Annotated in this window: 23 protein-coding genes; 19 read left to right on the top strand and 4 right to left on the bottom strand. The window is 65.3% G+C overall.

Features of this window, described 5'->3' with window-relative positions; all coding sequences use genetic code 11:
- Positions 1 to 18 precede the first annotated feature (18 nt).
- The 8 genes from H7A76_RS07690 (at position 19) to H7A76_RS07725 (ending at position 8,043) form a co-directional block, all read left to right on the top strand.
- Entirely contained in the window at positions 19 to 918 is a 900-nt protein-coding gene (locus tag H7A76_RS07690; protein ID WP_185697950.1) for a LysR family transcriptional regulator, read from the top strand.
- A gap of 156 nt (positions 919 to 1,074) precedes the next feature.
- Positions 1,075 to 1,896 (top strand): ABC transporter permease, encoded by an 822-nt coding sequence (locus H7A76_RS07695; RefSeq protein ID WP_185697951.1) that lies wholly within the window; start codon positions 1,075 to 1,077, stop codon positions 1,894 to 1,896.
- A 3-nt stretch (positions 1,897 to 1,899) separates the two neighbouring features.
- Positions 1,900 to 2,694: an ABC transporter ATP-binding protein gene (locus tag H7A76_RS07700; protein ID WP_185697952.1), complete on the top strand. Its 795-nt coding sequence runs from the start codon at positions 1,900 to 1,902 to the stop codon at positions 2,692 to 2,694.
- Positions 2,691 to 3,890, top strand: a complete 1,200-nt coding sequence (locus H7A76_RS07705) for an acyl-CoA dehydrogenase family protein (RefSeq protein ID WP_185697953.1) — start codon at positions 2,691 to 2,693, stop codon at positions 3,888 to 3,890. The genes H7A76_RS07700 and H7A76_RS07705 overlap by 4 nt, the downstream gene beginning before the upstream one ends.
- Positions 3,887 to 4,825: a D-isomer specific 2-hydroxyacid dehydrogenase family protein gene (locus tag H7A76_RS07710; RefSeq protein WP_185697954.1), complete on the top strand. Its 939-nt coding sequence runs from the start codon at positions 3,887 to 3,889 to the stop codon at positions 4,823 to 4,825. The genes H7A76_RS07705 and H7A76_RS07710 overlap by 4 nt, the downstream gene beginning before the upstream one ends.
- A 196-nt stretch (positions 4,826 to 5,021) precedes the next feature.
- Positions 5,022 to 5,831, top strand: coding sequence for a class II aldolase/adducin family protein (locus H7A76_RS07715; RefSeq protein WP_185697955.1), 810 nt, complete (start codon positions 5,022 to 5,024; stop codon positions 5,829 to 5,831).
- Positions 5,832 to 5,842: 11 nt separating this feature from the next.
- Positions 5,843 to 6,805, top strand: a complete 963-nt coding sequence (locus H7A76_RS07720) for an ABC transporter substrate-binding protein (RefSeq protein ID WP_185697956.1) — start codon at positions 5,843 to 5,845, stop codon at positions 6,803 to 6,805.
- A 38-nt stretch (positions 6,806 to 6,843) separates the two neighbouring features.
- On the top strand, positions 6,844 to 8,043 hold the full coding sequence (locus tag H7A76_RS07725; RefSeq protein WP_185697957.1) for a dipeptidase: 1,200 nt from the start codon (positions 6,844 to 6,846) through the stop codon (positions 8,041 to 8,043).
- A 7-nt stretch (positions 8,044 to 8,050) separates the two neighbouring features.
- Here H7A76_RS07725 and H7A76_RS07730 read toward each other — a convergent pair whose 3' ends face one another.
- Together H7A76_RS07730 and H7A76_RS07735 are read right to left on the bottom strand one after the other, a co-directional pair.
- On the bottom strand, positions 8,051 to 8,800 hold the full coding sequence (locus H7A76_RS07730; protein ID WP_185697958.1) for a hypothetical protein: 750 nt from the start codon (positions 8,798 to 8,800) through the stop codon (positions 8,051 to 8,053).
- Positions 8,794 to 9,810 (bottom strand): hypothetical protein, encoded by a 1,017-nt coding sequence (locus H7A76_RS07735; RefSeq protein ID WP_185697959.1) that lies wholly within the window; start codon positions 9,808 to 9,810, stop codon positions 8,794 to 8,796. The genes H7A76_RS07730 and H7A76_RS07735 overlap by 7 nt, the downstream gene beginning before the upstream one ends.
- Before the next feature lie 321 nt (positions 9,811 to 10,131).
- Between H7A76_RS07735 and H7A76_RS07740 the strand changes: the two genes are divergently transcribed.
- The 10 genes from H7A76_RS07740 (at position 10,132) to H7A76_RS07785 (ending at position 21,502) form a co-directional block, all read left to right on the top strand.
- Complete coding sequence (locus H7A76_RS07740; protein ID WP_185697960.1) at positions 10,132 to 11,709, top strand: FAD-dependent oxidoreductase; 1,578 nt, start codon at positions 10,132 to 10,134, stop codon at positions 11,707 to 11,709.
- 89 nt (positions 11,710 to 11,798) lie between these two features.
- Positions 11,799 to 12,296 (top strand): RidA family protein, encoded by a 498-nt coding sequence (locus H7A76_RS07745; protein WP_185697961.1) that lies wholly within the window; start codon positions 11,799 to 11,801, stop codon positions 12,294 to 12,296.
- Positions 12,297 to 12,321: 25 nt separating this feature from the next.
- The gene (locus tag H7A76_RS07750) at positions 12,322 to 14,790 is read left to right on the top strand and encodes a TonB-dependent siderophore receptor (RefSeq protein WP_185697962.1); all 2,469 of its coding nucleotides are present in this window, start codon (positions 12,322 to 12,324) and stop codon (positions 14,788 to 14,790) included.
- A gap of 3 nt (positions 14,791 to 14,793) precedes the next feature.
- Complete coding sequence (locus H7A76_RS07755) at positions 14,794 to 15,756, top strand: aliphatic sulfonate ABC transporter substrate-binding protein (RefSeq protein ID WP_185697963.1); 963 nt, start codon at positions 14,794 to 14,796, stop codon at positions 15,754 to 15,756.
- A gap of 289 nt (positions 15,757 to 16,045) precedes the next feature.
- Positions 16,046 to 16,822 (top strand): 2OG-Fe(II) oxygenase, encoded by a 777-nt coding sequence (locus tag H7A76_RS07760; protein WP_185697964.1) that lies wholly within the window; start codon positions 16,046 to 16,048, stop codon positions 16,820 to 16,822.
- 4 nt (positions 16,823 to 16,826) lie between these two features.
- Positions 16,827 to 17,576 (top strand): tRNA-dependent cyclodipeptide synthase, encoded by a 750-nt coding sequence (locus H7A76_RS07765; protein ID WP_185697965.1) that lies wholly within the window; start codon positions 16,827 to 16,829, stop codon positions 17,574 to 17,576.
- A gap of 74 nt (positions 17,577 to 17,650) precedes the next feature.
- A complete protein-coding gene (locus H7A76_RS07770; protein ID WP_185697966.1) occupies positions 17,651 to 19,078 on the top strand; it encodes an MFS transporter in 1,428 nt (475 codons plus the stop codon).
- A 13-nt stretch (positions 19,079 to 19,091) separates the two neighbouring features.
- Complete coding sequence (locus tag H7A76_RS07775) at positions 19,092 to 20,423, top strand: LLM class flavin-dependent oxidoreductase (protein ID WP_185698148.1); 1,332 nt, start codon at positions 19,092 to 19,094, stop codon at positions 20,421 to 20,423.
- Positions 20,424 to 20,485: 62 nt separating this feature from the next.
- Positions 20,486 to 20,824 (top strand): YegP family protein, encoded by a 339-nt coding sequence (locus H7A76_RS07780; RefSeq protein ID WP_185697967.1) that lies wholly within the window; start codon positions 20,486 to 20,488, stop codon positions 20,822 to 20,824.
- Between the two features lie 174 nt (positions 20,825 to 20,998).
- Positions 20,999 to 21,502, top strand: a complete 504-nt coding sequence (locus H7A76_RS07785) for a hypothetical protein (protein WP_185697968.1) — start codon at positions 20,999 to 21,001, stop codon at positions 21,500 to 21,502.
- Between the two features lie 67 nt (positions 21,503 to 21,569).
- Here the strand turns inward: H7A76_RS07785 and H7A76_RS07790 are convergent, their stop codons facing one another.
- Together H7A76_RS07790 and H7A76_RS07795 are read right to left on the bottom strand one after the other, a co-directional pair.
- Positions 21,570 to 22,457, bottom strand: coding sequence for a dihydrodipicolinate synthase family protein (locus tag H7A76_RS07790; RefSeq protein WP_185697969.1), 888 nt, complete (start codon positions 22,455 to 22,457; stop codon positions 21,570 to 21,572).
- A gap of 34 nt (positions 22,458 to 22,491) precedes the next feature.
- The gene (locus H7A76_RS07795) at positions 22,492 to 23,274 is read right to left on the bottom strand and encodes an aldolase (protein ID WP_185697970.1); all 783 of its coding nucleotides are present in this window, start codon (positions 23,272 to 23,274) and stop codon (positions 22,492 to 22,494) included.
- Positions 23,275 to 23,435: 161 nt separating this feature from the next.
- Between H7A76_RS07795 and H7A76_RS07800 the strand changes: the two genes are divergently transcribed.
- Positions 23,436 to 23,978, top strand: coding sequence for a helix-turn-helix domain-containing protein (locus H7A76_RS07800; RefSeq protein ID WP_185697971.1), 543 nt, complete (start codon positions 23,436 to 23,438; stop codon positions 23,976 to 23,978).
- Positions 23,979 to 24,099: the final 121 nt, after the last annotated feature.

A 24,099-nucleotide genomic window follows, 5' to 3' on the forward strand; every position in this document is an offset into this window, starting at 1 on the left:
TTATTATGCGAAAAAAGAATGAAGATAGATGATCTGAACGCGTTCGTGGCGGTGATCCGCTGCCAGACCATCAGCCAGGCGGCCGACGCCCTGCAACTGACCCAGCCGGCCATCACCCGCCGGGTGCAGAACTTCGAGGAGGCGCTCGGGGTCGAGTTGCTGGACCGCAATACCAAGCCGCTCAAGCCCACCAGCATGGGGCTCAGGGTGTATGGCCAGTGCCTGGAAGTGCTGCGCAGCATCGATGCGCTGAACGAGCTGGTGGCCAGTGACGGCGCCCCCAGCGGCGCCCTGCGCATCGGCGTGCCGCAGACCATCGGCGATGTGGTGCTGCTCGATGCCCTGAGCCAGTTGAAGGCCCTCTACCCGCAGTTGCAGACCTCGGTGGCCACCGGTTGGGGCAGCCACCTGCTGGGCAAGGTCGAGAACGGCGAGCTGGATGTGGTGGCCGCGTTGTTCCCTGCCGGCAAGGTGTTTCCCGAGGCGGTGGTGGGGCGTTCCCTGGCCAGCATGAACCTGGTGGTCGTGGCGGCCCGGGGCGAAGCGCGCAAGCGTTCCTGCAAGCTTGCCGATTGCTACCAGCGCGGCTGGGTACTCAATCCCGATGGCTGTGGTTTCCGCGCTGGCCTGCAACGGGCCCTGAGTGCCCAGGGCCTGTCGCTGCAGATCAACCTGGAGACCTTCGGCACCGAGCTGCAACTGGGGTTGATCGCCAATGGCCTGGGGTATGGCCTGGTGCCGCTGCCCTTGCTGGAGAACAGCAGCCATCGGGACAAGCTGGAGATCGTGCCGGTCAGCGATTTCAAGCCGGTGATCGACCTGTGGCTGATCCATCCGCGCTTCCTCGGCAACCTCCAGGAGCCGGTGAGCATGTTCGGTGAAATGGTGGCTGCCCGTGTCGGCCCGTCACCGTCCTGAACGGCGCGGACAGTTCGCTGGTATGCAAGTTAATTGCATATCTCAAGTGCTAGTGAATGCAATTTTTGTATATTAATTTAGAACCAAAACGAATTTCACGGACGTTTTTTATGTAGTTAGCATGGGCTTCGAACGCGCTGAAATAGGGATGTTGAAATGCCTGCGCAAGCCCCGCTCAAAGTCTCCGGCCATTGGCCTGCCAGCCCTGGATATCGGGCCCTGGTGCAACTGCTGCTACGCCTGGCCAGCCCGTTGCTGCTGCTCGTGTTGTGGGAATTGGCCGCGCGCACCGGGTTGCTGCCGGCGCGGGTCATCGCCGCCCCCAGCACCATCGGTGCCACCCTGTGGCAGATGCTGGGCAGTGGTGAGCTGGGTGGGCATCTGTGGGTGTCCCTCAAGCGCGCCTTCGCCGGCCTGGCCATCGGCGTCAGCCTCGGTACGCTGCTTGCCCTGTTGGCCGGCCTGTCGCGCGGTGGCGAGCTGGCCATCGACTCGCCGATGCAGATGCTGCGCACCTTGCCGTTCCTGGCCATCGTGCCGCTGTTCATCCTCTGGTTCGGAGTCGGCGAGGCGCCCAAGATCGCCCTGATCGCCCTGGGCACCACCTTTCCCATCTACCTCACGCTGTTCTCCGGCATCCGCAGCCTCGATCCCAAGCTGCTGGAGGCCGCGACCCTGCTGGGCCTCAAGCGCTGGGAACGGATCGTCCACGTGATCCTGCCCGGGGCCCTGCCGGCGTTCTTCGTCGGCCTGCGCTACGCCTTCGGCATCAGCTGGCTGGGCCTGGTAGTGGTGGAGCAGATCAACGCCAGCGCCGGCATCGGCTACTTGGTCAATGACGCCCGGGACTTCATGCGCACCGACGTGATCGTGATCTGCCTGCTGGTCTACAGCGTGCTCGGCCTGGGCATCGATGCCCTGGTACGCGGCCTTGAAGGTTTCGCCCTGGCCTGGCGGCCGACTTTCATCAGGAGTTGAGCCATGCAGCTGTCATCTTCGCCACCGGGCCCGACCGCAGCGGGCCATTTGCCGGCCGCTGTCGAAGGCCGTGGCATCACCCGGCGCTTCGCCGGGCAAGCGGTGCTCGACGAACTGGACCTGGACATCGCCCCGGGAGAGTTCGTCGCCTTGCTGGGCCGCAGCGGCTCGGGCAAGACCACCTTGCTGCGCGCCCTGGCCGGGCTGGAGCCCATCGACGCCGGGCGCTTGCAGGTACCGACGGCCATGGCCGCGGTGTTCCAGGAGCCACGCTTGATGCCCTGGAAGCGCGTTTGGCGCAACGTCGCCCTCGGCGTACGGGGCGAGCAGGTGCGCCAGCGGGCCCAGGCGGCGCTGGAGGAGGTGGGCCTGGCCCATCGGTTGCAGGCCTGGCCCGGCACCTTGTCCGGTGGCGAGGCCCAGCGCGTGGCCCTGGCCCGGGCCCTGGTGCGCGAGCCGCAGCTATTGTTGCTGGACGAACCCTTTGCCGCCCTCGACGCGCTGACGCGGATCCGCATGCATCGGTTGATCATCCGCCTGTGGCAGGCCCATGCCCCGGCGGTGTTGCTGGTGACCCACGATGTCGATGAAGCCCTGCTGTTGGCCGACCGCGTGCTGGTGCTGGCCAACGGGCGCATTGCCGAGCAACTGCCGATCCGCCTGCCGCGCCCGCGCCAGGCTGGCCTTCCCGGGTTCCAGCAACTGCGTGGGCGGTTGCTGCAATTACTGGGCGTCGAAACCGAGGCCGAGCCGGCCCCCCTTGTTGCCCCACCCCTGAGCAGGATTGCCAGCCGATGAGCCTTTGCACTGAACAAACCATCGCCACTGCGGCGCCCCTTGAGCTGGACTCCGTGGCGTTCGCCGACCTGCTGCAGCAGTTGAGCGAGGAGTTTGCCGCCACGGCGGCCCACTATGATCGCCACGGCGAGTTTCCCCATGCCAACCTGCAACGCCTGCACCAGCATGGCTTGCTGGCCTTGACCGTACCCCGGGCCCTGGGCGGCAGCGAGGCGACCCTGGCCCAGGCGCGGCGGGTGATCGGCGCCGTGGCCCAGGGCGAACCGTCCACCGCCCTGGTCCTGGTGATGCAGTATTTGCAGCACACGCGCCTGCAGCAGAACACCGCCTGGCCCCTGCACCTGCGCCAGCAAGTAGCCCGCGAAGCGGTGCAGGACGGGGCGTTGATCAATGCGTTGCGGGTCGAGCCGGACCTGGGCACTCCCGCTCGCGGCGGCCTGCCGGCGACCCTGGCGCGGCGGGTCGAGGGTGGCTGGTTGCTCAGCGGTCGCAAGATCTACTCCACCGGCATTCCCGGGCTGACCTGGCTGGCGGTGTGGGCCCGCAGCGACGAGCCCGAGCCCCGCGTGGGCACCTGGCTGGTGCACCGCGACAGCCCGGGCATCCGCATCGAGGAAACCTGGGACCACTTGGGCATGCGCGCCACCGGCAGCCACGACGTGATCTTCGACGAGGTGTTCGTGCCCCTGGAGCAGGCGGTGGACATCCAGCCGGCCAACGTCCCGCGACCTTCGGAACTGGACAGCAAGGGCGTGCTCTGGCTGGCGGTCTTGCTGTCGGCGATCTACGACGGGGTGGCCCGCGCCGCCCGCGACTGGTTGCTGGGCTGGCTGGCCCAGCGGGCCCCGGCCAACCTCGGCGCGCCGCTGTCGAGCCTGCCGCGTTTCCAGGAACTGATCGGGCGTATCGATGCCTTGTTGCTGAACAACCGGGTACTGCTCGACGCCGCCGCCGAAGGGCGCATCGCCGCCAGCGAGGCCACCCAGGTCAAGTACCTGGTCACCAGTAACGCCATCAGTGCGGTGGAACTGGGGATCGAGGCCATCGGCAACCCGGGGCTGGCCCGCGGCAATCCCATCGAGCGCCACTATCGCGATGTGCTGTGCAGCCGTATCCATACGCCGCAGAACGACGCCATCCTCGGCGCGGTGGGGCGTGCCGCGTTCGCCTTGCCCAGCCGTGGAGCCCAGGTGTGACGCGCATCGCCAGCCAGCTCGACGCCGCCTTCAACCGGCAGTTGCGCCAGTGGCTGCCCGGGATCGAGGTGCTGGACCTGCCCCGGGGCATTCCCGTCGGCTTGCCCACGGATATCCAGGTGCTGCTGGCCGCGCCCCATGCCGATTTTCGCGACGCGGCGCAGCCACCGGCCGGCTGGCCCTTCGGCCTGGGTTTCGTGCAACTGGCCAGTTCCGGCCTGGATTACTTCCCACGCTGGCTGTTCGAGCACCTGCCGGTGGCCAGTGCCCGGGGCTGCACTGCGTCCAGCATCGCCGAGTTCGTCCTGGCGGCGATCTTCGCCGCCGCCAAGGGGTTGCCCCAGGTGTGGGTCGAGCGTGCCGAACATTGGCAGCAACGACCGCTGGCGGCGGTGGCCGGTAGCACCCTGGGCTTGTTCGGTTTTGGCAGCATTGCCCGGGAACTGGCGCCCAAGGCCCTGGCGCTGGGCATGCGGGTGCTGGCCCTGCGGCGTTCGCCGCAGCCTTTGCAGGTGCCCGGGGTGGAGTCGGTGAGCGACCTGGGGCAACTGTTTTCCCGCGCCGACCACCTGTTGCTGGCGGTGCCGCTGACCGAGCAGACCCGCCAGGTGGTCGACGCCGATGTGCTGGCCATGGCCAAGCCGGGGCTGCACCTGATCAATATCGCCCGGGGCGCGCTGATCGATCAGCCGGCGCTGCTCAAGGCCCTGGACAGCGGGCGCATCGGCCTGGCCAGCCTGGACGTGGCCGATCCCGAGCCGTTGCCCGAGGGGCATCCGTTCTACCGCCATCCACGGATTCACCTGTCGCCGCACACCTCGGCCAACTCGCCCGGGGTCTACCTGAATATCGCCCGGCTGCTGGAGCGCAACCTCCGGCGCTGGGGCGATGGTTTGTCCCTGGAGAATCCGGTGCAGATCCAGCGTGGCTACTAGCGTGCGGGGCCTAGGTCTTCCGGTGATCGCCAGGCAAGGCCCTGCGGGCCTTTTCGCAGCCTCGCGGGCTCGGCAGCGGCGCCCCTGCCGGTTTGTGTAGCCGCTGCCGAAGGCTGCGTAGCAGACGCGGGGATCTTGAGACCGCAGAAGGGCAGGCGGGAGCCGGGTGTTCATGAGCATTTCAAGGAGAGTGGATATGACCGCACATTTTCGTCCCGCGGTGTATGACTTGCCCCGCGATGGGCATACGGTTTTTCGCTGGGAGCACCCGCCGCGCCAAGCCAGCGTCGAGCTCGAGCGATTGCAACGCAAGCAGAGCCTGGCGGCGGCGTTCCGGGTTTTCGCCCGGTTGGGTTTCGACATGGGTGGGGCCGGGCATATCACGGTGCGCGACCCGGAGCACCCGGAGCATTTCTGGGTCAACCCGGTGGGGGTGTATTTCGGCCATGTACGGGTTTCCGACCTGTTGCTGGTGGACCCCGACGGCGCCATCGTCGAAGGCGAGGGCGCGTTGAATCTTGCAGCCTTCGCCATTCATGCGGCGCTGCACCAGGCCCATCCCGAGGTGGTGGCCGCCGCCCATGCCCACTCGTTGCACGGCAAGGCCTGGTCCAGCCTGGGTCGCTTGCTGGACCCGCTGACCCAGGACGCCTGCGCCTTCTATGAGCGGCACGCGCTGTTCGACAACTTCTCCGGGGTGGTGCTGGAGGCCAGCGAAGGGGCGCGGATCGCCGCCGCCTTGCATGGGCACAAGGCGCTGATCCTGCAGAACCATGGCCTGCTCACGGTGGGCGAGACCGTCGAGGCGGCGGCCTGGCGCTTCATCGCCATGGATAACGCCGCCCAGGCCCAGCTGCTGGCGGAGGCTGCCGGTACGCCACGGCCCATTCCCCATGAAGTGGCCCGCCACACGGCGCGCCAGGTGGGCACCGAGTTCGGCGGCTGGTTCAGTTTCCAGCCCTACCGCGAGCGCATCCTGCGCGAAGAAGCGGATTTTCTCGATTGAGGACAGCCAGCATGCAGCGTCGTCGTTTCCTGCAACTCTCGGCCCTTGCCGGCCTGGTCGGCGCCTTGCCGCGCCTGGGCCTGGGAGCCGCCACCGACTGGTCCGGGGTCACCCTGAACGTCGCCACCTATAAGGGCGCGGCCCCGAGCTTCTTTACCCAGGCGGGTATCGAACCACCCCCTTACCAGGTCAAGTACGCCGAGTTCACCGGCGGCAACCTGAGCTTCGAGGCCCTGGTCAGCGGCACCCTGGACATCTCGCCAATGAGCGAGATCCCGCCGATCTTCGGCATCAAGAACCAGGCCCCGGTGAAGCTGATCGCAGTGCTCACCGGCGACGTCAACAACCAGGCCTTCATCGTGCCCAAGGGCTCCAGCGTCCAGTCCATCGCCGAGCTCAAGGGCAAGCGCGTCGGCTACATCCGTTCCACCAGCTCTCACTATTTCCTGCTCAAGGCGCTGAAGGAGCAGGGACTGGGCTTCGCCGACATCGTGCCCATGGCCCTGACCCCGCAGGATGGTTTTGCCGCGTTCCAGAACGGCGCCCTGGATGCCTGGGTCAGCTTCGGCTACTTCATCCAGCTGGCCGAGCTGCGTGCCGGGGCCAGGGTGCTCAAGACCGGGCAAGGCTACCTGTCGGGCAACTACGTGATCGCCGCCAACCAGCAGAGCATCGCCGACCCGCGCAAGCATGCGGCGATCACCGACTACATCCTGCGCGAGTACCGTTCCTGGCAGTGGATCGCCAGCCACCCCGAGGAGTGGGCGACCCGCAGCGCGCAGATCCTCGGCATGCCCCGGGAAGTGTTCCTGGCCCAATACCGCGCCCAGAGCGGCCCGCGCTTGCTGCAACCGGTGGACGATGCGGCGGTGAAGTCCCAGCAGGACGTGGCCGATCTGTTCTACGAGGCCGGGGTGTTGCCCCAGCCGCTGGATGTTTCCGGCCTCTGGGACCGCAGCTTCCATTGGGGCTGAGGGCCCGGCGTGTTTTTCCAACCGGCCCTGGAGGCCCCATGCTGCGCCGATCCTTGCTGACCCTGGCCCTGGCCAGCCCGTGGGCGCTGGCCCAGGAGCCCGCCGCGGCCCTGCACCAACGCCTGACCGTACTCGACAGCCACCTCGACACCCCGATGCAACTGGCCCGGCCGGGGTGGGACATCCGCCAGCGCCATCGCTACCAGGACGACCTGTCCCAGGTCGATCTGCCACGGATGCGCGAGGGCGGCCTGGATGGCGGCTTCTGGGCGATCTTCACGCCCCAGGGGCCGCTCGATGCCGAAGGCCGGACCCAGGCCAGCGAGCACGGCCTGGCGGTGTTGACCCGAATCCGCGACCTGGTGGCCGCCCATCCCCAGGACTTCGCCCTGGCCCTGCGCGCCGAGGATGTGTCGGCCATCGTCGGCCGTGGCCAGCGCGTGGTGTTCATCAGCATGGAGAACGCCGAGCCCCTGGCGGCCGATCCCCAGCGGCTGCTCACCTACCATCGCCTGGGCCTGCGCATGCTGGGGCTGGTGCATTCGGCCAACAACGATTTCGCCGATTCGGCCACCGCCTTGCCGCAATGGCGGGGCCTGAGCCCCGCCGGGCGCGAACTGGTGAGCGCGGCCAATCGCCTGGGCATCCTGCTGGATGTGTCCCATGCCTCGGACCAGGTATTCGACCAGGTGCTGGCCCTGTCCACGGCGCCGATCATCGCCTCTCATTCCAGCAGCAGGGCCATTACCCAGCATCCACGTAACCTGGATGACCAGCGCTTGCGCCAGCTGGCGGCCAAGGGTGGGGTGGTGCAGGTCAACAGTTTCCCCAGCGACCTGATCGACGCCGTCCCCAACCCCGAGCGTGCCAAGGCCCTGGGGCCGCTGTACCGCGAGTTTCGCTTGGCCGCCAGCCTCAGCCCCGGACAAGTGGCGGACCTGGCCGAACGCATCCGCCAGGTCGAGGCCCGTTACCCGCAACCCAGGGCGACCCTCGACGACTACATGAAGCACCTGCTGCATATCCTCGACGTGGTGGGGCCTGAGCATGTGGGCATCGGCGCTGACTGGGATGGCGGTGGCGGGGTCGAGGGGCTGGAGGATGTGGCGCAACTGCCACGCATCAGCGAACGCCTGCTGGCGGCGGGCTACAACGAAGCCGACCTGGCGAAGATCTGGGGCGGTAATTTGTTGCGGGTGCTGGCAGCAGCCCAGGCCAAGGCAGTTGCGGATAACTGAGCCCAGGTCAGGCCAGGTGAAAGGCTTGTCTGATTCGCTGGAGCACGGCGGGCAGTTCTTCGTTCAGGCCAAGGGTTGCCGGCTCAATCGACTGTTCAGCCAGCAGCGCCAGGCACCGGCTCAATTCCTCGGCGATGGCTTGGGGCAATACTATCGATCGGGGGGCCAGCAGCACCGAAAGGCTGAGAATGTCATTGCGATGCTTGCGAATATTCCTGCTATCGACACTTTCACCGTTGCTCTGTTGCTGGGTCAGGTTCAGCCAGGCATGAGCCTTGAGTGGGATCAGGCGATCGGCCCCGATGTGGCTGATGAAGTCGGTTTGCTGTATGCCGCCCAGCAGGAAGTCGTAGTAACGGTCGTCGAGCAGGATGGCGGACAGGCCCGATACGGCTTCTTCGACGGGAAGCGGGCTCAAGGTTGCCCCCTCGGCGAGGTCGATTCCACTGGGGCTGCGTGAGAAAAGTTCGAGCTGCGCTGGAAAGCTGTCGTCTTGCGGTGTGGTGAAGCGATAGAAGACCGGCCTGTCGTTACGTTGCCTGATCCGATAACCACCATGCCGCACAAAGTCCCAGAAGCCGGCGGCGAAGGAGCTGTCCAGGGCCTCGACGATCAGCACGATGTCCAGATCCCTGGTGGCCCTGAATGCCTGGCCGGCTTCCTCCATGCTCAGGTAGGCGGCTACCCCGCCGATCAGCACATAGCGATCGCTGTAGTCGGCAAAGAACTCTCGAAAGCGCTCCAGCCCCCTCACCATTGCATGTCTTCCTCCAGTTGGCCCAGGGCGATCTGGATCCGTTCATCCTTGCTCTCCTGCAGGCTCAGGAGCAGCGAGAAAGGATCGACCCAAGGCTTGGCCCACGCATAGATCGTGGGTTCGTAGGTCCAGATTTCCAGCGCGCAGACTGCTTCGTCCCGAGCGACTTCGATGATCGTCGCGTCGATGCCCTGGAGCCTGGCCAGGGTTTCACTCGAGCAGGCATAGATCGGCAACCGGGGGGCGACCAACAGTGTCTGGCCTGCCAGGGCCGATTCGCCCGCGAGCAGCAAAGGTTGCCCATCGAGCTGCGGGACCGTGTTCAGCCACAGGGTTCTCCTGGTCGGGGAACGCATGTGTTTCCTGGCGTTGCGCCAGAGCTGGCGGGCAGGAGTATGGATCTCGATGTGTTGCTGGCGATCTGCGCCCAGCGTGACCAGATCCAGACTCTTGAGCTCCTTCACTGCCCGCGAGATGGTCATCTTGGAGTATTTGAACGGTTGGCCCAGGGTCGCCTGGGAGAGCTGCAGGGAGGATGTGCAGTTGTTCATCAGCAGGTGAATCAGCATGGCTTGGGTCGCCGGGCTCAGGTGTTCGATCTTTTCCTGACGGGCCCGGAAGTATTCCCGCAGATCCAGGCCCAGCTCGGGAATGAACAGCTGGTTGCCTGGCACGATGAACTGCACGCCTGCTTCGATTAGCCGCTTGCGTTCATAGGAGGCCAGTGCGGGCGCCACCAGCAGCAGTGGTGCATCGGTCAGCTTGCGCAGGGCCTGCAGGTGTTTCTTGATATCGGGAAGGCTGATGGACACCTGCTGGTTTTGCATGAGCACGATACAGGCCTGCCCCAGCAGCTTCATCTCCAGGCAGGAATAGGTACTGGTCAGGTAATGGGGGAGTTTGGCGGCGTGGGACCAGGTAGCGAATGTTGGCCGGTCGCCTAGCACGGTTTCGATATAGGCGGCCAACAGCAGCAGATCTGCTTCGATTGGCTGGAAATCTTGAGTCATGACTCATCCTTTGTAACTATTTTTTTGAACGGTATCATTGAAAATGTTACTGTTCAATAATTATGTTATAGGTGTAGACGAGTGGAGCCAGGCTAGTCTTTTCCACGCAGTGCACTGAGGCTATGCAGTGGTGAATATTTATGCGTGTGACGCAGTTCATAATCGCTTGAATATGAAACAAAGTAATATTTGCATATGCTTAAAATGTATTTCTCTTATTAAATAAGCGCCCCTAGGATGGCTTTCCATAGACCCAAGTGACTGCACAAGTCGCCGGGCTATAACCGAACGTACTATCCATCCGCAGCAGGGAGCGCTGGCATGCCACTGACCAGAAGACAATTGATCGCCCGTATCGCCGCGGTTGGCGGCGTCCAGGCGGCGAGCGCGGTCATGGGCTTGTTCGGCATGGCGGGCCATGCCGAGGCGGTCGAGGAAAACTACGCCTCGTTGCCGGCCATACCGGTGGGCAAGGGCGCCAGGGTGGTGGTGATCGGTGCCGGGATCGGCGGCCTGGTCAGTGCCTATGAGCTGCACAAGGCCGGGTTCAAGGTAACCTTGCTCGAGGCCCGCGACCGGGTCGGCGGGCGCAACTGGACGGTGCGCGGCGGCGATCGGGTGGAGTACAGCGATGGCAGCGTGCAAGTGGCGCGCTTCGATCCGGGCTTCTACCTCAATGCCGGCGCCGGGCGCCTGCCCAGTCACCACCAATTGATGCTCGGCTACTGCCGCGAGCTGGGGGTGGAACTGGAGGTACTGGTCAACACCAGCCGCAATGCCTTGGTCCGCCCTGACTTGAACCAGCCGGCGCTGCAGATCCGCCAGGCGGTCAATGACAGCCGCGGGCATTTTTCCGCACTGCTGGCCAAGGCGGTCAACCGCCACGCCCTGGACCAGGAACTGAGCGCGGCGGATCGCGACAACCTGCTGAGCTTCCTCAAGACCTGGGGCGACCTGTCGGACAAGCTCGAGTACCTGGGGTCGGCCCGCTCCGGCTACAAGGTCTGGCCCGGGGCCGGCGACCAGTTGGCGCAGAAGAACGATCCGCTGCCCTTGCAGACCCTGCTCAACCCGGCGCTGACCACGGCGCTGATGATCGACGAATACCCGGAGTTTTCGCCCACCATGTTCCAGCCGGTGGGCGGCATGGACCGCATCCCCCAGGCCTTTGCCCGGCACTTGAAGGGGCAACTGCGGCTGCACAGCGAGGTGCGCTCGATCAGCAACCGCCAGGACAGCGTCGAGGTGACCTACCTGGACCGGCGCACCGGCCGCAGCCAGCGCCTGGTGGCCGACTATGCGATCAGCTCCTTGCCCTTGCCGCTGTTGGCCCGGGTCGAGAACAACTTCAGCGCACCGGTGCGCCAGGCCATCGCCGCCGTGCAGTTCGGCTACGCCAACAAGGTGGCCTGGCAGTCGCGGCGCTTCTGGGAGAGCCAGTACCAGATCTACGGCGGGCTGTCCTTCATCAACCAGGAGGCCTCGGGGCTGTGGTATCCCAGTGGCGGCTTCAACCAGCCCGAAGGGGTGCTGGTGGCGGCCTATAACAATGGCGAGACCGCGCGCAAATTCGGCGAGAAGAGCCTGGCCCAGCAAATCGAGATCTCCCGCCAGGCAGTGGAGCTGCTGCACCCGGGCCATAGCCATGAACTGCGCCATCCGCTGGTGATCGCCTGGAGCCGGATTCCCTACAACTTCGGGCCCTGGATCAGCCATGAAGTGGTCGAGCCGGACTACAGCCTGCTCAACCAGCCCCAGGGCCGGGTCTACCTGACCAGCGACGGCCTGGCCCACAGCGGCGTGGGGATCTGGCAGGAGGCCGCCGCCGGCGCCGCCCGCCGGGTGGTGCGGCAACTGTTCCAGCGGGCGCAAGGCGCATCGCTACAACAAACGGCCTGAACCGGCCGAACATTCATAAAAACAGCGGTAACCCATGCCGGGTAGCGGACCTCCGAGGCTGGCAACCACAACCTTGGGAGCGTCTTTGCATGTCTTTGAAAAATACCGTCGTAGGGCTGGGGCTGCTGTTCGCTGCCGCCAATGGCTGGGCCGCAGGAATCCAGCGCATACCGTCCACCTATCCCAATTCGCCGATCCTGCAGGCCGTGACCCTGCCGGCCAATAGCGAGGTGACCTACCTGTCCGGCCTGCTGCCGGACCCGGTGGACCCCAAGGCCGCCAAGGAGCAGATCCACGCGGTGGGCAATACCGAGGCCCAGGCGCGGGTGGTGCTGGGCAAGGTGCAGGCGATCCTCGCCAGCCGGGGCTTGGGCCTGGGCGATGTGGTGCAGTTGCGCATCTACCTGGTGGGCGATCCGGCGCTGGGCGGCAAGCTGGATTTCGATGGCCTGCAAACCGCCTTCCGCGAGTTCTTCGGGACCCAGGAGCAGCCGTTCAAGCCAGCCCGGACCACGGTGCAAGTGGCGGGGCTGGTCCTGCCCGGCGCCTTGATCGAAGTCGAAACCGTTGCCGCCCGAGTGCGTTGAGCATTCTTCGAAAGGATCTGAAGTCATGGGTATTTCCTTGCATAAAATCGCCCTGGGCGCCGCCCCCCTGGGTCTCGGACTGCTGGGCCTGGCCCCGGCGCAACAGGTGCTGGCCGCCGACGAGACCCTGGGCACCGTGGTGGTCACCGGAGTGCGCGGCAGCCAGCAGCGCACGGTCACCGACAGCCCGGCGCCGATCGACGTGATCGACAGCGAGCAACTGCGCAGCATTGGCCAGAACGGCCTGAAAGAGATGCTCGGACGGCTGCTGCCGTCGTTCAACGTGCCCACCATCAACGGTGGCGGCACCGCGTTCCTGGTGCGTGGGGTGAGCATGCGCGGCCTGGGCGGCGACCAGGTGCTGGTGCTGATCAACGGCAAGCGCCGGCACAACTCGGCGCTGATCAACAACGGTGCCCGGGTCGGCAATGCCTCGGTGCCGGTGGACCTGGACCTGATCCCCACCGCCGCCATCGAACGTATCGAGGTGCTGCGCGATGGCGCGGCGGCCCAGTACGGCTCCGACGCCATCGCCGGGGTGATCAACATCATCCTCAAGCGCAATGCCGAGGGCCTGACCTCCGACACCAGCCTGGGCCAGTACTACGACGGCGACGGCACCACCGGCCACGAGGCCTTCAACTGGGGCAACAAGCTGGGGGACAACGGCGGGTTCATCAACCTGTCCTGGGACGCCAAGCTCCAGGAACCCTACGAGCGTTCCAGCGCCGCCAGCGGCCAGCTGTATTTCAAGCAGCCCGATGGCTCGCCCGACCCCAGGGAAAGCCATCGCCAGGGCTGGGGCACCGAGTACGGCCTGGGGCGTGACCGCACCACCAGCCTGGCCTACAACGCCGAGCTGCCCCTGGAGGACGACCTCAAGCTGTATTCGTTCTCCACCTTGAGCTACCGCAACAGCAACAAGAACCTGGGGCACCGCAAGCCCACCGACATCACCAGCCTGGCCGGGGTGCCCAACGCCCCGTACCCTAACGGTGGCCAGGCCCGCCGGGAAATCCGCGAGACCGATTTCCAGGTCGCCGGCGGCGCCAAGGGCCTGTTGGGCGGCTGGGACTGGGACCTGTCCAGCACCTATGGCAAGGACCGTGGGGTGCTGGACACGGCCAACAACCTGAACATTTCCAACGGTCCCTACAGCCAGCACGACTTCCACCTGGGCAACCTGGTGTTCGACCAGTGGACCAACAACCTGGATTTTTCCCGGGCCCTGGACATCGGCTGGAGCAGCCCGCTGGAGACGTCCTTTGGCGTGGAGTACCGCTGGGAGAAGTACGCGCTGGAGGAGGGCGAGGCCAACTCCTATAACCAGGGCAGCTACATTCCCGCCACCGGGCCTTTCGCCGGTGTGGTGCCCGACCCGGGGCTGTTCTCGGTCAACGGCACCACCCCCGAGGATGCCTACAGCCTCAAGCGGCATAGCGAGGCGGCCTATATCGACCTGGGCCTGAACATCACCCCCGACTGGTACGTGGGGGCGGCGGCGCGCTACGAGAAGTACAACCTCGGGGTGGGCGACACCACCAGCGGCAAGCTCACCACCCGCTACGAATTCCTGCCCGGCTACGCGGTACGGGCGGCGGTGAGCAACGGCTTTCGCGCACCGTCCCTGGCCCAGAGCGTATTCTCCACCACCAGTACCGTGACCCAGTTCGGCGCCGCCGGCACCACCACCTCGGTGCGCACCAAGCAGATGCGTCCCAACTCGCCCGAGGCCATCGCCCTGGGCGCCAAGGACCTGGAGCCGGAAACCTCGCGCAACTACAGCCTGGGCTTTACCGCCGAGCCCACCGAGCGCCTGCGCCTGACCGCCGACTTCTACCTGATCGACATCGACAAGCGCATCCTCCAGACCGGCATCCTCAAGGGCCCGGCGGTGTCGCAGATCCTGGTGGAGAACGGCCTGTCGCCCAACCTTGCCGGGCAGTACTACACCAACGCCGCGGACACCCGGACCAAGGGCGTGGATGTGGTGGCCGACTACAGCCAGTCGTTCGGTGAGTACGGCACGGCCAAGTGGAGCATCGCCTACAACCACAACAAGACCACCATTCGCGACCTGGCCGACACCCCGGCGGCGCTGTCGCGGCTGGGGGCCGGTTATGTGCTGTTCGACCGCCAGCAACAGATCGACCTGACCCAGTCCACGCCCAAGGACAAATGGATCCTGTCCACCAACTACAAGGTCGGCGACTGGACCACCAACCTGCAGCTGACCCGTTTTGGCGAATACACCGAAGGCTCGAACATCCCGGCCAACGACCGGACCTACAGCGCCAAGTGGATCACCGACCTGGACGTGGCCTACGACGTGACCCAGAACCTCACGGTGGCGGTGGGGGCCAACAACCTGTTCGATGTCTACCCGGACAAGATCGGCCTCAAGGCCTGGGCCGGCACCTACGAGTACGGGATGTTCTCGCCCTACGGCCTGGGTGGCGGCTATTACTACAGCCGTGTCAGCCTGGCGTTCTGAGTGATGGCCGAACCTACCGGCAAGTCTTGGCGCCAGCGCTTGGGCCCAGTGATCGCGCTATGCGGCGGCTTGCTGCTCGGCGCCCAGGCCCTGGCCGAACCGACGCTGCGGGTCTCCAGCCAGAAGCAGTCGCTGAAGATCCTGCTGCAAGCGGCTGGAGAGCTGGAGCAGGTGCCGTACCCCATCGAGTTCGCCTCGTTCGCTGCCGCCGCGCCCACCGCCGAGGCCCTGGCCGCCGGGGCGGTGGACATCGGCAGCCTGGGAGATGCGCCGTTCGTGTTCGCCGCCGCGGCTGGGGCGCCGCTCAAGACCGTGGGGGTGATCAAGCTCAAGGTCACCCCCACGGCCGTGGCGGTCGTGGTCAGGGATGACTCGCCATTGCAGGACGCCGCCAGCCTCAAGGGTCGGCGCATCACCACCACCCGCGGGTCCATCGGCCATTTCCTGGCGCTGGCGGCCTTGCGCTCGGTGGGCCTGCATGGCAGCGATGCGCAGTTCGTCTTTCTCCAGCCCGCCGAGTCCCGCAGCCTCTTGAGCAACGGCCAGGCCGACGCCTGGGCGACCTGGGACCCCTACACCAGCATGGTGCAGCTGGAGGGTGGCACCCGGGTGCTGGTCAGCGGCGCGGGGTTGTTCGCCGGGCATATGCTGCTGGTGGCCAACGACCAGGCGATTGCCGAAAAAACTGCGCAGATCGCCGATTTCCTGCGTCGCCTGGGGCGTGCCTATGCCTGGGCCAACCAGCACCAGGAGGCGTTCTCGCGGATCCAGGCCGGCTATAGCGGACTGCCGGTGGAGGTGCACCTGCGTTCCAACCGTTATGCCGAACCCCGGCGTATCGCCGTGGGGCCGCCGGTGGTGGAAGACCTGCAACGCACCGCCGATCTGTATCGGGAGGAGGGCATCATCCAGAAGTCTTTCGAGGCCTCGGCCCACATCGATCGGCAGTTCAATGAAGTTGAATGAACGATGGCGGTTTGATTAATAAAGCTCAGGAGGAAAGAGTAACTAACCAATTAAAGATGTCAGTCTTTCAAGTTAACTATCAGTGAATTTAATACTTGTCCCGCAGCCTGTTAAAGCGGCCTGTGATGGCCGGTATTTGCCTGATTTTCGATACATTTTTAAGTTTGGATATTAGAGGTAAAGGGTATTTCACAAGCCTTGGGCGACTGCCTAAGGTGGCCTTGCAACAAATTATTACCTTCCATCCAGATGCACTTCATCGCTACTTCCAGGGAATAAGGGAGCTTGCATGTTCACAGTCACTACTGCCGACAAACTTGAAGCGCGGCACATTATCGATGTGGTGGAAAAACGCTCTTACGGCGTCCAGCTCAAAGGTTTCTGTCCGCCGGATACCTTGCAGGTGGCGCGCGACCACCTGTACCAGCAGGACCTGCGCAGTGCCTTCAGCCAGCAGCAGGAGTTCGTGCGCATCGGCAAGGCCTATATCGAGATCCAGGATGAGCAGAGCCGGGCCGAATACCACGCCCTGGCGCTGCCCAACATCCGCAAGATCCGCAACCTGTTCCGCCCGCTGGCCTCGCCCATCGATGAGCTGCGCTTGCTGCTGGACGAGGTCTGGCCCCGGGGGGCGCACCTTTTGCAAGTGGACGGGCAGAAGTGCTTTGTCGGTATCGCCCGTTTCCAGGGCTCGGGAGTCGATCTCACGCCCCATACCGACAAGCTCGAGCGCAATGCGCCAGAGGGCCACAGCCCGCCGTTGCTGACCCAGCTGTCGACCAATATCTACCTGGAGATTCCCGAGGACGGTGGCGAGCTGGAGATCTGGGGCATCGAGCCGGACGAACAGGAATACGACCGCCTGCGCGGCGAACGGGCCTACGGTATCGAACGCCATCTGCTGCCGCCGCCGGACTTCGTGGTCAAGCCCGAGCCCGGCGACCTGATCCTGCTCAACCCGCGGCTGATCCACGCGGTGCGCCCCTCGGCCACCAGCACCCGGGTCACCCTCGGGGTCTTCATCGGTTATTACGGCGAACAACAACCTTTGGCCTACTGGAGCTGAATTCATGAGCAAGGTGCAGGAAATCAACCTCAAGGCCTATTTCAACAAGGGCGGCGAAGAGCATCAGTTCGAGGGCAAGCGGGTGGTACTGGCGGTCAGCGTCGGCCAGGAGTACCACGAGGACCAGAAGCTGCGCTCGACCATCCACCTGATCAACCAGTCCGGCTTCAGCCACGTCAAGGTGGTGGTGGCCGACACCCTGCAGCGCCACAACAAGCATGGCCAGTCGCCGGGGGAGGCCTTGTCGGCGGCGATCCGCGATGGCGATGCCTGGCTGGCGCGCAACCAGGCGATCCTCGATGGCCTGCGGGTGCCTTACCACATCACGCGCTGGAACCAGGAGCTGGCCAGCGATCGTTATGCCGAACTGCGCCAGCACCTCAACCAGGTCTACCAGCAACGGGCGGAATTGCGCGAGGCCATCGACAGCACCATCGGTGTGTTCATCGAGCGCTTGCGCCTGCGCGACGAACAGGCTGACCTGGAGCGGGCGGCGGCCCAGTGCCGGGAATACATCCTCGAGGAGATCCCGATCATCCTGCCGCTGTGGGCCGACGAGGGTTACCACTACGTGCTTTATCCGCAGCAGATGACCACGGCCATGGCCACCAGCCGCGACCTGCTGATCGAGCCCCACAGCCCGGACCGGGTGCGCTGGTTGCCGTTGAAGTTCAAGAAGCGCGGGATCCCGATCCCGTTCACCTTGCCCGGCGCCATTCACCCGAACTGGACCCGCGGCGCCATCGCCATCTGAGTCCGTGTTTTTTTCTGCCAATGGCCGTCGCCGTGGGGCACGGCCAACGGGATTTGTGAATTCAAGGAGTTTCCATGGGCGTTTTTGCGCAACAGCAACGCAAATGGTGGGCCTTGCTCGGAGTGAGCATCGCCAGTTTTCTCGGTTGTGTGGATTTCACCATCGTCAATACCGCGCTGCCGGCCTTGCAGGCCGACCTCGGGGCGGCGGTGGACAGCCTGCAGTGGGTGATCAACGGCTTCATCCTGGCGTTGTCCAGCTTCATGGTGCTGGTGGGGCGGCTGGCCGACCTGCACGGTCGCAAGCGGGTGCTGTTCATCGGCCTGAGCGTGTTCGGCCTGGCTTCGCTGGCGGCGGGCCTGGCCGGGCAGATCGATACCCTGATCGCGGCCCGGGTGCTCCAGGGACTGGCTTGCGCAGTGCTCTACACCGCCTCGGGCGCCATCGTCTCCGCCACCTTCGACAGTGCCGAGCAGGGCCGGGCCTTCGGCGTGCTGTTCGGGGTCAACGGCGTGGGCCTGGCGGCCGGGCCGGTATTGGGTGGGCTGATTACCAGCAGCTTCGGCTGGCAGTGGATCTTTTTGATCAATGTGCCGTTCGTGCTGCTGAGCCTGGGGATCTGCAGCTTCAGCGTCAGGGAGTCGCGAGCGGCGCAGGCCGGGGTCCGGCTCGACGGCTGGGGCGCCTTGCTGTTGCTGATCGGCCTGCCGAGCCTGGTGCTGGTGATCGTCCAGGGCGCGGCCTGGGGCTGGGGATCGCCGCCGGTGCTGGGCCTGGCCCTGTTGGCGCTGCTGGCCCTGAGTGGGTTCCTGGTGGTGGAGCGGCGGGTCGCGGCACCGATCATCGACCTCAAGCTGTTCGCCAACCGGCGTTTCGTCGCGGCAGTGGTGGCGAGCTTCAGCCTGGCGGTGTTCTATTGCGTGGCGTTCTTCGTCATGCCGCTGTACCTGGCGCAGATCCGTGGCGCCTCGGTGCAGGCCAGCGGCCTGTTGCTCTTGCCCACCACCCTGGGCGTGGCGTTGCTGTCGCCGCTGGTGGGGCGCCTGGTGGACCGCAAGGGGCCGGGGTTGCTGATCAAGGCCGGGCTGGCGCTGTTCATCCTGTCGGCGCTGTTGCAGGCCGGGTTCGAGCGCCAGACGTCGTTGCCCTACCTGCTGGGCGCCTTCGTGGTCATGGGCCTGGGTTGGGCGAGCATCCTCGGGCCATCGACGGTGCTGGGGATTTCCTCGGTGCCCCAGGAGGTGGGGTCGGTGGCCATGGGGTCGCTGATGACCTTGCACAATGTCGGCGGCGGTATCGGGCTGGCCCTGGGCGTCGGCTTGTTCCATCAGTTTGCCGCTACGCCGGCGGGCGATGCCCAAGCGGCCTTTCTCAACGGCTACCAGGTGGTGATGGGCTTCCTGGCATTGACCAGCCTGCTGGCCTGGAGCGCGGTGAGCCTGTTGCTGCGCGCCGCGGCTGTCCCGGCGCCGGTGGCGCAGGAGGAGGCCAGCCGTGGCTGAGCGTGGCGGGCAGATGGGGCTGGGGGCGTTTCTGTCCGGTTCCGGCGCCCATGGCGGCAGCTGGCGCCATCCCCTGGCGGATGCCGATGCGTCGTTGAATTTCGCGCGTTACCGCCACTACGCGCAAACCCTGGAGCGGGGCTGTTTCGATGCCCTGTTCCTCAACGACAACGTGGCGGTGGGCGAGCTCGACCCGCGGGTGCTGGCCCACAGTTCCTACAGCCTGCGCTGGGATCCCTTGACCCTGCTGCCGGCCCTGGCGGTGGTGACCCGGCATATCGGCCTGATCGCCACCGCCAGCACCTCCTACAACGAGCCGTACAACCTGGCGCGCAAGTTCGCCTCCCTGGATCACCTGAGCGGCGGGCGGGCCGGCTGGAACCTGGTGACCGGGCTGATCGGCGGCGAGAACTTCAACCATCCCCAGCCCCCCGACCATGACCTGCGCTACGAGCGGGCCGAGGAGTTCTTCGATGTGGCCAGCGGCCTGTGGGACAGCTGGGCCGATGATGCCTTTCCCCGGGACAAGGCCAGCGGCGTGTGGCTGCACCCGCACCGTATGCACCTGTTGCAGCACCGCGGCCGGCACTTCCAGGTCCAGGGCCCGCTGAATGCGCCAAGGCCGGTGCAGGGCTGGCCGGTGATCGCCCAGGCCGGCTCCTCGGGACCGGGGCGCGAGCTGGCGGCACGCTGCGCCGAACTGGTGTTCACCGCCCAGACCGACTTGGCCCAGGCCAAGGTTTTTTATGCCGAGCTCAAGGAACGGCTACCCCATTACGGGCGGCATGCCGGGCAGTTGAAGATCTTCCCGGGGATCGCTCCCACCGTGGGCCGCAGCCTCAACGAAGCCGAGGAGAAGTACCAGCAGTTGCAGGAGCTGCAGGATCCCCAGGCGCAGCTCAAGGCCTTGTCCTACTTGCTGGACCTGGGCATCGACCTGTCGCGCCTGGCGCTGCATGCGCCCGTGCCGTTGCCGGACGACGGCAGTTCCACCGAACGCCACCAGAGCCGGAGGCAACTGGTGGTGGAGCTGATTCGCCGGGAGCGGCCGACCGTGGCCCAGTTGCTGCGCAGCCTGTCCGCCAGTGGGCATAAGGTGCTGGTGGGCACCCCGGAGCAGATCGTCGATGAACTGGTTACCTGGTACCAGGAGTACGCCGCCGATGGCTTCAATGTGCTGTTCACCCACCTGCCGGGGGCCATCGACGACTTCGTCCGGCTGATCACCCCGCAATTGCAGCGGCGTGGCCTGTTTCGCCAGCGCTATACAGGGCGGACCTTGCGCGAGCACCTGGGGCTGGCGCGGGTGGAGAACCGTTTTTTCAGGGCAAGAGAACCTGGCTGAATCGTTGTGAGGAGCTTTACTCCGTAGGCGCGACACCTATCGATCAGCCAAGGAGCGACAGCATGTCTGGATGGTATGAGTTGAAGAAAAGCAGCAACGGCCAGTTTCGTTTCGTGCTCAAGGCCGCCAATGCCGAGGTGATCCTCACCAGCGAGCTGTACACCACCCGCGCGGCGGCGGAAAACGGCATCGCCTCGGTCCAGGCCAACAGCCCGCTGGACGAGCGCTACGAGCGCAAGAGCGCCAAGGACGGCAAACCCTATTTCAACCTCAAGGCTGCCAACCACCAGGTCATCGGCAGCAGCGAGTTGTATGCCTCGGAGGCGGCTCGGGACAAGGGCATCGCCAGCGTCAAGAACAATGGCCCGACCCACAACATCAAGGACCTGACGGCGGCCTAGCCAGCCACTGGGCCTGGTCGTCCATGGGACGGCCAGGGCACCGGATGCGGTTTCCTGGCGGCGGAATTTTGTCGACGAGCCCCAAGCGGTTTATCCTGCGCGGATCATCCGGCAGCGACGACCTGTCGAGCCAGGGTGAGGCTTTCGAACATTGTCCAAGGGAACTGCGACATCATGCTTCGTCCGTTGATTGTGCTGCTCGCGTTGTTGACGCTGGGCGGCTGCCAGGCCTGGCACAGTTTGCCTGCCGTGCAACTTGAGTCTGTGCGCGAATTGCCGGTGATCCACGTCAGCGGCATGGGCGACCTGGCGTCCGCGCCGCTGCGCGAGGCGCTGGTCCGGCGCGGGGCCTTTGCCGACGTGCAAAGGGGGCACGACCCCGAAGGCTACAACGTCATCGTCCTGGCCCAGAGCGATCTGGAGGACCAGCACAACCTGCCCCTGACCCTGCTCAGTGCCTGCACCCTGTTCATCGTGCCGGCACCGGTGAGCTGGAACAGCCAGATGATGTTCCACTTAAGCCGTGGCGATCGCCCATTGGCCAAGTACATGATCGACAACCGCACCCGGGCCTGGCGTGGGCTGTTCAATCCCGATGGCGGGCGCAACGAGCATCTGCAGCGCATCGCCGACGACTTCATCGCGCAGATGCGCAAGGACCCCAGCTGGCGCGAGTAGCGCCGTGGCACCCGGCATCAGGCCCGAGCGGTTCGCACCGTTCGGGCCTGATGCTTTCAGCGGCAGTTCAAGCCAGCTGGTGCAACAGCCCCTGCAATTGCTGGCGTGCGGCCTGGGCCAGGGGGAACACCGGCCGGCGCGGTTCGCCGGCGGCCAGGCCGGTGAGCTCCAGGCCGGCCTTGACCGTGGCTGGCAGGCCGCCCTTGAGAATGAACTCCAGCAGTGGCAATTGCCGGTAGAACAGGGTGCGGGCGCGCTCCAGGTCGTTGTCGCGCATCGCCTGGTAGAGGTCGAGGTTGAGCTGCGGGATCAGGTTCGCCGCCGCGGTGCACCAGCCCCGGGCGCCGGCGGCGAAGGCTTCCAGCGCCAGGGGGTTGCAGCCGTTGTAGAACGGCACCTGGCCTTCGCCGAGCAGTTGCAGTTTGTGCATGCGCTGGATATCGCCGGTGCTTTCCTTGACCAGGGTGACGTTCTCCACGCTGTGGAAGATCTTCAGGATCAGCTCCACCGACATGTCGATGCCGCTGGTGGCCGGATTGTTGTAGAGCATGATCGGCACGCCGATGCTGTCGCCGATGGCCTGGTAGTGGGCGAGGATCTCGGCCTCGCCGAGCTTCCAGTAGGAGGCGGGCAACACCATCACCACATCGGCGCCCTGGGCTTCGGCGAAGCGCGCGCGGCGGATGGCCTTGGCGGTGGTCAGGTCGGAAACGCTGACGATGGTCGGCACCCGCCGGGCCACGTGGCGGATGCTGAATTCACTGACCTGTTCCCATTCGGCGTCGCTCAGGTAGGCGCCTTCGCCAGTGCTGCCCAGGGGGGCGATGGCATGTACGCCGGCGTCGATCATGCGATCGATGGAGCGGCCGAGGGCTTCCAGGTCCAGGCCTTCGCCGTGGGCACTGAAGGGGGTGACGGTGTAGCCGATGATGCCGTGAATGTTCGGGGTGGACATGGTGCAACTCCTGCAAGGCATGAAAGGGGGCGGATCAGTTCAGGCAGTCGGCGTGTCGTTTAAGGTTTTGCCGGGCGTAGTAGTTGAAGGCGGCGCCGTGGCGCTTGGGCTTGGAAATCCAGTCGTGGGCTTCACGGCCCAGCTCCGGGAGGATCGGCTTGATGCTGCCGGCAGCCGTGGCCAGTAGTTGCAGGCGCGCCGCACGCTCGATCAACTGGGCGATCACGCAGGCTTCCTCGATGCTGGCGCCGGTGGACAACTGGCCGTGGTGCGACAGCAGGATCGCGCGCTTGTCGCCCAGGGCCGCGGAGATGATCTCGCCCTCCTCATTGCCCACCGGCACGCCCGGCCAGGCTTCGAGAAACGCGCAATCCTCGTACAGCGGGCACAGGTCCATGTGCGAGACCTGCAGCGGCACTTCGAGCATCGACAGCGCGGCGACGTGGGTCGGGTGGGTATGGATGATGCAGTTCACATCCGGCCGGGCGCGATACACCCAACTGTGGAAGCGGTTGGCCGGGTTGGGCATGCCGTGGCCTTCCAGGACTTCCAGGTCCTCGTTGACCAGCAGCAGGTTGCTGGCGCTGATTTCGTCGAAGCCCAGGCCCAGTTGCTGGGTGTAGTAGGTGCCTGGTTGCGGGCCGCGGGCGGTGATCTGCCCGGCCAGGCCCGAGTCGTGGCCGTGCTCGAACAGGATGCGGCAGGTCAGGGCCAGCTTTTGCCGGTCGGTCCACGTATTATCCGCCAGGGTATTGTGCATCTGGGTCAGGGCTTGCTTGACCAGTTGCTCCTTGGGCAATGCTAATGTCTTGGCCATTTTCGGGGTCCTTTGATCGGTGCGATGGACGTCGGGTCTACGGCTCACCCGCTGCTTGCGAGATCGTTGGGTGAGTGCGAATGACACTAAAGAGGCTATATGACACTTTGTGTCATTGGCAAGCACCAATCGTTGTTTCCTAGATGGATTAATCGTTCTACATGTCTATCCGTTTGAAATTATTGAGAAAAAAACTTGGCGTGACCCTGGAGGCCCTGGCCGAGAAATCCGGCATGACCAAGAGCTACCTGTCCAAGGTCGAGCGGGGACTGAACACGCCGTCGATCTCCGCCGCGCTGAAGCTGGCCAAGGCCTTGAATGTCAAGGTCGAGGAACTCTTCGCCGAGGACAGCATCAGCCTCGACAGCTACAGCCTGGTGCGTAGCCACGAGCGCCAGTCGCTGGCGGCCGATGACCAGGCCCCGGGTTATGCGGTGCTGGCCCATCAGGTCAGCGAGCGCAACCTGCTGCCGTTCATCATCTACCCGGCCCGGGAGTTCAGCGACAAGACCTTCAAGGAGCACCTGGGGGAGGAATTCCTGTTCGTCCATGAAGGCCGGGTGGAAGTGGATTTCATGAACGAACGGGTGGTGCTGGAGCGTGGCGATGCGCTGCATTTCAACGCGCAGAAACCCCACCGCATCCGTTCCCTGGGGGACGAGCAGGCGCAGTTGCTGGTGGTGGTGCACAGCGCCGAGGAGTGATGCGCTACACCGCCGCTGCTGGGCTGGCGAAGCTGTGCCAGGGCTCACAGGGCCTTGCGCCAATCTCGTTGATCGTGCGGCCGCTGCGCGCCCGTGCGCAGCCTGCGGCTACACGGGGCGT

Origin of the sequence: Pseudomonas sp. MSSRFD41, assembly GCF_014230245.1 — a bacterium.
Lineage (GTDB): Bacteria > Pseudomonadota > Gammaproteobacteria > Pseudomonadales > Pseudomonadaceae > Aquipseudomonas > Aquipseudomonas piscis.

Bases quoted from the DNA above. Each gene is read 5' to 3' on its own strand.
- H7A76_RS07705 (WP_185697953.1), top strand. From the start codon at position 2,691: ATGAGCCTTTGCACTGAACAAACCATCGCCACTGCGGCGCCCCTTGAG.
- H7A76_RS07735 (WP_185697959.1), bottom strand. From the start codon at position 9,810: ATGACTCAAGATTTCCAGCCAATCGAAGCAGATCTGCTGCTGTTGGCC.
- H7A76_RS07715 (WP_185697955.1), top strand. From the start codon at position 5,022: ATGACCGCACATTTTCGTCCCGCGGTGTATGACTTGCCCCGCGATGGG.
- H7A76_RS07770 (WP_185697966.1), top strand. From the start codon at position 17,651: ATGGGCGTTTTTGCGCAACAGCAACGCAAATGGTGGGCCTTGCTCGGA.
- H7A76_RS07785 (WP_185697968.1), top strand. From the start codon at position 20,999: ATGCTTCGTCCGTTGATTGTGCTGCTCGCGTTGTTGACGCTGGGCGGC.
- H7A76_RS07765 (WP_185697965.1), top strand. From the start codon at position 16,827: ATGAGCAAGGTGCAGGAAATCAACCTCAAGGCCTATTTCAACAAGGGC.
- H7A76_RS07750 (WP_185697962.1), top strand. From the start codon at position 12,322: ATGGGTATTTCCTTGCATAAAATCGCCCTGGGCGCCGCCCCCCTGGGT.
- H7A76_RS07695 (WP_185697951.1), top strand. From the start codon at position 1,075: ATGCCTGCGCAAGCCCCGCTCAAAGTCTCCGGCCATTGGCCTGCCAGC.
- H7A76_RS07745 (WP_185697961.1), top strand. From the start codon at position 11,799: ATGTCTTTGAAAAATACCGTCGTAGGGCTGGGGCTGCTGTTCGCTGCC.
- H7A76_RS07760 (WP_185697964.1), top strand. From the start codon at position 16,046: ATGTTCACAGTCACTACTGCCGACAAACTTGAAGCGCGGCACATTATC.
- H7A76_RS07725 (WP_185697957.1), top strand. From the start codon at position 6,844: ATGCTGCGCCGATCCTTGCTGACCCTGGCCCTGGCCAGCCCGTGGGCG.
- H7A76_RS07800 (WP_185697971.1), top strand. From the start codon at position 23,436: ATGTCTATCCGTTTGAAATTATTGAGAAAAAAACTTGGCGTGACCCTG.
- H7A76_RS07690 (WP_185697950.1), top strand. From the start codon at position 19: ATGAAGATAGATGATCTGAACGCGTTCGTGGCGGTGATCCGCTGCCAG.
- H7A76_RS07700 (WP_185697952.1), top strand. From the start codon at position 1,900: ATGCAGCTGTCATCTTCGCCACCGGGCCCGACCGCAGCGGGCCATTTG.
- H7A76_RS07790 (WP_185697969.1), bottom strand. From the start codon at position 22,457: ATGTCCACCCCGAACATTCACGGCATCATCGGCTACACCGTCACCCCC.
- H7A76_RS07795 (WP_185697970.1), bottom strand. From the start codon at position 23,274: ATGGCCAAGACATTAGCATTGCCCAAGGAGCAACTGGTCAAGCAAGCC.
- H7A76_RS07775 (WP_185698148.1), top strand. From the start codon at position 19,092: ATGGGGCTGGGGGCGTTTCTGTCCGGTTCCGGCGCCCATGGCGGCAGC.
- H7A76_RS07755 (WP_185697963.1), top strand. From the start codon at position 14,794: ATGGCCGAACCTACCGGCAAGTCTTGGCGCCAGCGCTTGGGCCCAGTG.
- H7A76_RS07780 (WP_185697967.1), top strand. From the start codon at position 20,486: ATGTCTGGATGGTATGAGTTGAAGAAAAGCAGCAACGGCCAGTTTCGT.
- H7A76_RS07740 (WP_185697960.1), top strand. From the start codon at position 10,132: ATGCCACTGACCAGAAGACAATTGATCGCCCGTATCGCCGCGGTTGGC.
- H7A76_RS07730 (WP_185697958.1), bottom strand. From the start codon at position 8,800: ATGGTGAGGGGGCTGGAGCGCTTTCGAGAGTTCTTTGCCGACTACAGC.
- H7A76_RS07720 (WP_185697956.1), top strand. From the start codon at position 5,843: ATGCAGCGTCGTCGTTTCCTGCAACTCTCGGCCCTTGCCGGCCTGGTC.